Origin of the sequence: Clostridium uliginosum, assembly GCF_900112485.1 — a bacterium.
GTDB lineage: Bacteria > Bacillota > Clostridia > Clostridiales > Clostridiaceae > Clostridium > Clostridium uliginosum.
The window spans coordinates 161,821-168,825 of the sequence record NZ_FOMG01000006.1; the positions used below are offsets into that span (position 1 = coordinate 161,821).

Genomic DNA, 7,005 nt, shown 5'->3' on the forward strand with positions numbered 1-7,005 from the left:
ATGAAAAAAGAAGATATAAGAATTGGAGTTAATAGATATTTAAAAGTAAAGTATGGAGTAACATTAAAAGATGCTAAGGAATATGAAATATTTAATGCACTTTCCTTAACTGTATTAGAAGACATAATAGAGGATTGGAATAACACTAGTTGTACTTATAATGAAGGAAGATGTGCAAATTATTTTTCAGCAGAATATTTAATGGGCAGAGCTCTTGGTAATAATTTAATGAACTTAGGATTATATGACGAAGTTAAAGAAGTGTTGTCAGAATTAAATATAGATATAAACAAGATAGAAGAAATAGAAGAAGATGCTGGACTTGGTAATGGTGGTCTTGGAAGACTTGCAGCATGCTTTATGGAATCGTCTGCAACTATAGATATGCCTTTAAATGGATATGGAATTAGATATAATAATGGTTTGTTTAATCAAAATGTTGAAGAAGGATTTCAAACTGAATGCGAAGATAACTGGTTGAAATATGGAGATCCGTGGAGTATAAGAAAAGAAGCAGAAGCTCAAATAATTGAATTTGCAGATATGACAGTTAAAGCTATCCCTTATGACACTCCAATAATTGGATATGGAACTAAGAATATTAATACATTAAGATTATGGAAATGTGAACCAATGAAAGAATTTGATTTTATATTATTTAACAACCAAAAGTATGATAAATCTGTAAGCTTAAAAAATAGAGCAGAAGATATTTCAAGAGTTTTATATCCTAATGATTCAAATAATGAAGGAAAATTGTTAAGATTACGTCAACAATATTTCTTAGTAAGTGCTTCATTAAAAGATATTATAAGAAAACATAAAGCAAAAGTTGGAACCGATTTTCAAAATATTAGTGAAAACAATTTTGTTCAATTAAATGATACCCATCCAACATTGGCTATACCTGAATTTATTAGATTATTAGTTGATGAAGAAGGAGTTAGTTTTAAAGATGCATTAGAATCTGCAAAATCTTTCTTTGGATATACAAACCATACTATATTAGCAGAAGCACTAGAAAAATGGAATGTTAACTTAATAAAAAAATTATTCCCTAGAGTATTAGAAATAATCAAAGATATTGATAAGGAATTAATTAAAGAATTAAAGAAGAAACATTATATTAGAGAAAAAATTAAAGAATTTAGAATTATAGCTGATAGACAAGTAAGAATGGCTAACTTAGCTATATTTGTATCAAAGGCAGTAAATGGAGTTGCTAAGTTACACACAGATATATTAAAAGATAAGGAATTAAATAATTGGTATAAATTATATCCAGAAAAGTTCCAAAATAAAACAAATGGTATTACACCAAGAAGATGGCTTAGACTTTGCAATACTGAATTATCAGCATTTATTACTGATTTATTAGGAAATGAAGACTGGGTTAAACATTTAGAATTACTTAAAGGTTTAAAGAAGTTTGAGAATGATGATGTAGTATTAGAAAAACTTATGCAAATTAAGCATGAAAAGAAAGTTCAGCTAGCAGATTACATCAAACAAGAAGAAGGAATTGAAATAGATCCCAATTCATTTTTTGATATTCAAATAAAGAGATTACATGAATATAAGAGACAATTATTAAATGCTTTATATATTTTAGATTTATATTATAGAATAAAGGAAGATCCAACTTTAGATATACCAAAGACTACATTTATCTTTGGAGCTAAAGCATTCCCTGGATATAGAAGAGCTAAAGCAATTGTTAAATTTATAACTCAAATAGCTGACCTTATTGATAATGATAAAGATGTTGCTGGAAAAATAAAAGTTGTATTTGTACACAACTATAGAGTATCTTATGCACAAAAACTATTTCCAGGTTCAGATTTATCTAAACAAATTTCCACTGCAGGAAAAGAAGCGTCAGGAACAGGTAACATGAAGTTCATGTTAAATGCTACTCCTACATTTGGAACTTTAGATGGAGCCAATGTAGAAATTGTTCAAGAAAGTGGAGAAGAAAATAACTTTATATTTGGATTAAAAGTTGAAGATATAGAGAAAATCAAAGATACTTACGATTCTAAGAAGTACTATGAAGAAAATCCAAGCATTAAGAGAGTATTAGATACATTAATTGATGGTACATTCGATGATGGCGAAAGTGGGGACTTTGAAGATCTTTACAATTCATTATTAGAAGAAGGAGATCAGTACTATTTACTTGCAGATTTTGATTTGTTTAAGCAAGAAGAGGAAAAAGTATTTGCTACTTACAAGGATAAAAGGAACTGGGCTAAGAAGTGTTTTGCCAATCTCTATAATGCAGGAACATTCTCAAGTGACAGAACAATACAACAATATTGCGATGAAATTTGGAACATTAAAAAGACTCCTATAAAATAAATAATATAAATGAGTCGCCTCAAAATAATTTGAGGCGACTTTTCTATGTAATTAATAGTTTAGTAGTAATTATTAATTTTTATTGCTTATTAAATATAGCAGTGCACCATTCATTAGTTTGTATTTTTTCTTCTAGAGTATATCCTTTAGATTCAACTATTTCTTTAACAGAATTAAAACTCCATTCAACTAAGCCAGAAACTAATAGTTTACCGTTACTTTTGATATGATCATTAATATAATCCATAAACATTTCAGTTTCTTCTCCACCTATATTTATATATATCCAATCAAATTTACCATCAATAGTAAAGTCATTATTTAATGCATCCCCAACAAAAACTTCAATATTATTAATATTATTCAAAGAAGAATTAAATGTAATTTCATCTCTTACATCTCTAATATCAAGTGCACATACCCTTTTAGCATATTTAATGCTTGTAGCTAATGATAAAATTCCAGAACCAGTACCTATATCTAAAACGTCTAGATCAGTAAAGTCTTTTGATAAAATATATCTTAATATATCTTGTGTGGTTTCATGAATACCAGTTCCAAACGCTCCTTGAGAGATGAAATTTATTTTTTGCTTGTTAGGAAAATCTTCTTCAGGGGAAGCTAATACCCAAGTATCATCTATATGTATAGCAGGAAAGTTTGTTTCTTCATAATCATAATTTTCTTCAACCATGTTAATTGGATCAAAACCTATAATAGAATTAATTAAGCTCTCAAATGAAGAAAGTTCATACTTTTCTCCATCAAATACTACTTTTAAATCAATAATAACATCTTCTTTTTCTATGTAACCATAACCAAATTCGTTAGTAGTTATTTCTAATGGACTTTCATAAAATACATTAAAAATATCATTAAATTGTAATTTCTCTATGGTATTATCAATGTTTTGAAATGGCATTTTATAAGTAAAAATAAACATAAATAAATTCTCCTTTAAATATATAATATATAGTCTGTTTTAAAACCGTGTTAAAATTGTTACATATTGTTCAGTGTGCTAAAGAATTGGACTTAAGAACATCTAAATGAGTATAGTCCCATTCCAGCTTGTTCCAAAAACAAGTTTTGGACTAGCAATTAATGTGACAATACTCATTAAGAGTTCTAAAAGTCGAATTCTAATGCACGCTTCACAAAAATGTAACAATATCAACACTATAAAAATAGAACGAATGTATAAATTAATTTATTATTTATAAGTAACTTTTTTAGTTAATACGTTAACTACTTAATACATAAAGTACAATATAAAGTTTAACACTAAAAAATAGCTCATACAATATTGAATATTCCTAATATTATATGTAGCATAACTTCTAAATACATTAGCTTATGATATAATAAAAGAGAGTTAAAAACAAGGAAGGAGATTCTTTTTATGAAACAAATAGTGGTACTTGATGGAAAAACTTTAGGGGATGTAGATTACTCTAAGTTAAATGAATTTGGAGAAGTTACATACTATGATTTAACTGTAAAAGAAGAAGTAGCAAACAGAATAAAAGATGCTAACATTATACTTACGAATAAAGTAGTGGTAAATGAAGAAAACTTAAAAGATGCAAAAAACTTAGAACTTATATGTGAAATGGCAACTGGTTTTAATAATATAGATACTAATTATGCAAAAAGCAGAGGAATTGCAGTAACTAATGTAGCAGGATATTCTACAAATACAGTAGCACAACATACTTTTGCTACATTATTGCACTTATACGATAAAATTGGTTATTTTGATAATTATATAAAGTCAGGAGACTATTCAAGATCAGATATATTTACTAATTTAGATGAAACATACAAAGATATAGATGGGAAAGTATGGGGAATAGTTGGTTTAGGAGCAATAGGAAGAAGAGTAGCTAAAATTGCAGAAGCTTTTGGTGCAAAAGTTATTTACTATTCAACATCAGGGAAAAATTCAACTTTGGATTATGAGAGAGTATCATTTGAAGAATTATTAGATAAATCTGATATAATTTCAATTCATGCACCTTTAAATGATAATACTAAAGCATTAATGAATTATGATGCATTTAGTAAAATGAAGGACGATGCTATAGTAATTAATATGGGAAGGGGTCCTATAATTGTAGATCAAGATTTAGCTAGAGCAATAGATGAGAACATTATAGGCGGAGCAACATTAGATGTTTTTGAAGTTGAACCAATACCTGAAAACAATCCTCTATTAAGCATTAAAAACAAAGATAAGATAGTGTTAACTCCACATATAGCATGGGCAAGTGAAGAAGCTAGAGATAGATTATTTGATAATCTAATAGAAAATATTAAAGCATATAATAAAGGTGAAAAAAGAAATAGAGTTGATATTTAATTAGTATATATAAGTTCTAATAAATAATATTCATTGTATTAAAACTTCGTTGAAGTTTTTTCACTAATTGATCATTTAGTATTGAATATTGTTAACTGAAACATATATACATGATTTATATAGCAGAATATATTTAAAAATAGAGTTGATATTGTAGTATAAGGGCGAACTGGCATTGGAATTTGCTTTTTAGAACTATTAATAAATATTTGTACAATTAATTGCTAGTCACAATCTTTGATTGGGAGCATGCATTAATTGTACAAATATTTATTTTAGAGTTCTTAAAGTAAATTCCCTTGTCCATGAGCTTTATACTACAATATTAACTCTTAAAGATATTATGCTAGTATTACATGCTCCATTATTGCACCTAATACTCCGTAATCTTCATTACTTTCTGCTATGTATTTTGCATGTTGTTTCATATCTTCTGGCGCATTTTTCATTACAAAACTGTGTTCAGCTTGATTTAGCATTTCTATATCATTATAGTAATCGCCGAATGCCATAACTTCATCTTTAGCTATATCTAAAGTATCCATTATTTTCTTTAAAGCAGTACCTTTATTAACGGTTTTATTCATTATATCTAACCATAATGGACCAGCAACAACTACATTAAGCTTGTCCTCAAACAAAGGTTCAAGGATTGTATTCGAATTTTTCGCAGATGTTTCTAAATCACAAATAGTAACTTTAATTATATCATCATTAACTTTAGTTAAATCATCAACTACTTCATAATTAACATAATATTTTTTAATTTCTTCTAAATATTCATCAGAACAGTTTTCTATATAAGCACATTCAACACCACATAATACAACAGTAGTATTATCTATAGTTTTTGCTTTTTTTAGTATATCTTGTACAATATCTTTAGACATAACATCTTTAAATATTAATTCATTATTGTGAAATACTAAAGCACCGTTATCAGTTATGTATGATAAGTATTTAGCCATAGGACCAAAATTTGTTTGTAATGTAGCATAAGGTCTTCCACTAGCTATAACCAATTTAACATCTTTTTCTCTTATTAAGTTTAAAACTTCTGTAAAACTTTCAGGTAAATTACTATTTTCATCTAATAAAGTTCCATCCATATCTGTTGTAATTAATTTAATCATAAAATCCTCCTTAAGTGTATAACATATAAGCTATTTAGGCACATTGGTCTATTATTTTTTTGAATGCGCCCTATTTAAATGATATCATAAATGTTAAGTGCTTGAAAGAATTTAACATTAAAGAAACTAACAATAAATTAAAGTTACTTTGAAATGCTTAAATGTAAAAGTTTACTGGACTTTCAAGCCGTTTGATTTATATTTTAAATATGATAGTATAGTATTTGGCAGAGATAAGGTATATCAAAGAAGATAGACTAGCATAATAAATTGTTATCTTTTTTGAATATGTCTAAAACAATAAAGTGAAAAGAGGGATTTTAGTGAAATATGCATTAGATGTTCATACTCACACTTTAGTTAGTGGGCATGCTTATTCAACTTTAATGGAAAATGCAAAGGTTGCTTCAGATAAAGGAATAAAGGTATTAGGAACTACAGAACATGGAGTTAATATGCCTAATGCTCCTCATATATGGTATTTTGGTAACTATAAAGTATTACCAAGAGAGATGTATGGGGTAACTATGCTTTATGGTACTGAAGCAAATATAATTGATTATAATGGTACGTTAGATATGGATGATGAAATATTGAAAAAATTAGATATTGTTATAGGCAGTATTCATCCAGAAGTTTATAAGATAGGTAATAGAGAAGAAAATACAAGAGCATTTATAAATACAATAGAAAACGGACAAATAGATATCATAGGGCATCTTGGAAATCCAGAAATACCAGTAGATTTTGAGGCTGTAGTTAAGAGTGCTATAAAACATGATGTTTTAATTGAAATTAATAATAGTTCTTTTACCACATCTAGGATAGGTAGTAATCATAACTGTAAAGAAATTGCCTTATTATGCAAAAAATATGACGCAAAACTAATAATTAATAGTGATGCACATTTTTGTACAAAAATAGGAGAATTTACGGAAGCTATTAAAATGCTTGAATCCATTGATTTTCCAGAAGAACTTATAATTAATAAGGAACCAGAAGAACTATTAAAACGATTAAAGAAAAAAGGTAAATTAAGTGATTTAGATTTATATAGGTTGTTGAGTAAACAAAAATTGTAAAAAATAAATAAGCCATTCCTTTGTGATATAATGATTTCGCTAAAAACAACAAATACATCACATAAGG

Annotated in this window: 5 protein-coding genes; 3 read left to right on the forward strand and 2 right to left on the reverse strand. The window is 27.3% G+C overall.

Going from position 1 to position 7,005, the window contains the following annotated elements; translation table 11 throughout:
- Positions 1-2,361 (forward strand): glycogen/starch/alpha-glucan phosphorylase, encoded by a 2,361-nt coding sequence (locus BM027_RS06270; RefSeq protein WP_090089744.1) that lies wholly within the window; start codon positions 1-3, stop codon positions 2,359-2,361.
- Between the two features lie 79 nt (positions 2,362-2,440).
- Here the strand turns inward: BM027_RS06270 and BM027_RS06275 are convergent, their stop codons facing one another.
- Positions 2,441-3,304 carry a 50S ribosomal protein L11 methyltransferase gene (locus BM027_RS06275; protein WP_090089746.1) on the reverse strand — a complete coding sequence of 288 codons (864 nt, stop codon included), beginning with the start codon at positions 3,302-3,304 and terminating at the stop codon, positions 2,441-2,443.
- 459 nt (positions 3,305-3,763) lie between these two features.
- On the opposite strand from BM027_RS06275, the gene BM027_RS06280 reads away from it, so the two are divergent.
- Complete coding sequence (locus BM027_RS06280) at positions 3,764-4,723, forward strand: D-2-hydroxyacid dehydrogenase (RefSeq protein ID WP_090089748.1); 960 nt, start codon at positions 3,764-3,766, stop codon at positions 4,721-4,723.
- 341 nt (positions 4,724-5,064) lie between these two features.
- Here the strand turns inward: BM027_RS06280 and BM027_RS06285 are convergent, their stop codons facing one another.
- Entirely contained in the window at positions 5,065-5,856 is a 792-nt protein-coding gene (locus tag BM027_RS06285) for an HAD family hydrolase (protein WP_090089750.1), read from the reverse strand.
- A 323-nt stretch (positions 5,857-6,179) separates the two neighbouring features.
- Between BM027_RS06285 and BM027_RS06290 the strand changes: the two genes are divergently transcribed.
- The gene (locus BM027_RS06290; protein ID WP_090089752.1) at positions 6,180-6,938 is read left to right on the forward strand and encodes a phosphatase; all 759 of its coding nucleotides are present in this window, start codon (positions 6,180-6,182) and stop codon (positions 6,936-6,938) included.
- Positions 6,939-7,005 lie beyond the last annotated feature (67 nt).